Annotated in this window: 1 protein-coding gene; it reads right to left on the bottom strand. The window is 74.9% G+C overall.

Annotated features, from left to right (window positions below):
- Positions 1-1190 (bottom strand): acyl-CoA carboxylase subunit beta (locus A612_RS01860; protein WP_019372917.1); only part of this gene is annotated, 1190 nt, incomplete at both ends.

Genomic DNA, 1190 nt, shown 5'->3' with positions numbered 1-1190 from the left:
GTGGGCCCCCGCCACGAACAAGCGGCTGACGTGGCGCACCTGCGCCGTTTTCTCGACCTCCGGACCGACCATGAAGCCGGGCGTGTCCACCAGGCTGACGATGGGCAGGCCATGCGCGTTGGCCAGCTGCAGGAAGCGCGCCGCCTTGTCGGCCGCCGCCGCGTCGATGGCGCCGCCCAGGTGCGCGGGGTTGTTCGCCAGCAGCGCCACCGGCCGGCCCTCGATGCGCGCCAGCGCTGTGTGGATGCCGACGCCGAAGCCGGTGCGCAGCGGCAGCAGGCTGCCCTCGTCCACCAGCCCGGCCATGGCGGCGCGCGTGTCGTAGGCGCGCAGCCGGTTTTCCGGCACCACGGCGCGCAGCCGGCGCGGGTCAGGCGCGCTCCACTGGCGCGCGCGGCCCTGGAAGAAGGACAGGTAGTGCCGCGCCGCCGCCACGGCCTGGTGCTCGTCCTCGACCAGCACATCGATCACGCCGTTGGCGTGCTGCACCGGCGCCGGGCCGATCTCCTCGGGGCGGAAGCTCCCCAGGCCGCCGCCCTCGATCATCGCCGGCCCGCCCATGCCGATGGTGCTCGCGCGCGTGGCGATGACCACGTCCGAGCAGCCCAGCAGCGCCGCGTTGCCGGCAAAGCAGCGCCCGTGCACCACGCCCACCACCGGCACCCGGCCCGACAGCCGCGCGTAGGCGCCGAAGGTCGGCACGTGCAGCCCGGCGACGATCGCCATGTCGGTGTCGCCCGGCCGGCCCCCGCCGCCCTCGGCGAACAGCACCACCGGCAGCTCCTGCTCCAGGGCGATGCCCAGCATCCGGTCGGTCTTGGCGTGGTTGCGCATGCCCTGCGTGCCGGCCAGCACCGTGGCGTCGTAGGCCATGACCACGGTGCGCGTGCGCTCCGCCCCGAAGTCGGCGCCGTTCACGCTGCCGATGCCCGTCACCATGCCGTCGGCCGGGGTGTGGGCGATCAGGTCCTCCATGCTGCGCCGGCGCGTCTGCGCGGCCACGGCCAGCTGGCCATATTCGATGAACGACCCTTCGTCGCACAGCGCCGCGATGTTCTCGCGCGCGCTGCGCCCGCCCTGCGCGTGGCGCCGCGCCATCGCTTCGGGGCGGGCGGCGTCGAGCGTGCGCGCGTGGCGGTCCAGCACGCGCTGCAGGTCGGCGCGGATGTGGTCTGGGTCGGCCGCCGCTT

This window comes from Melaminivora alkalimesophila (assembly GCF_000282995.1).
In the GTDB taxonomy this organism is placed as follows: domain Bacteria; phylum Pseudomonadota; class Gammaproteobacteria; order Burkholderiales; family Burkholderiaceae_C; genus Melaminivora; species Melaminivora alkalimesophila.
Note: the sequence above shows the minus strand (reverse complement) of the source record. Positions and strands in the feature narration are given on the sequence as shown.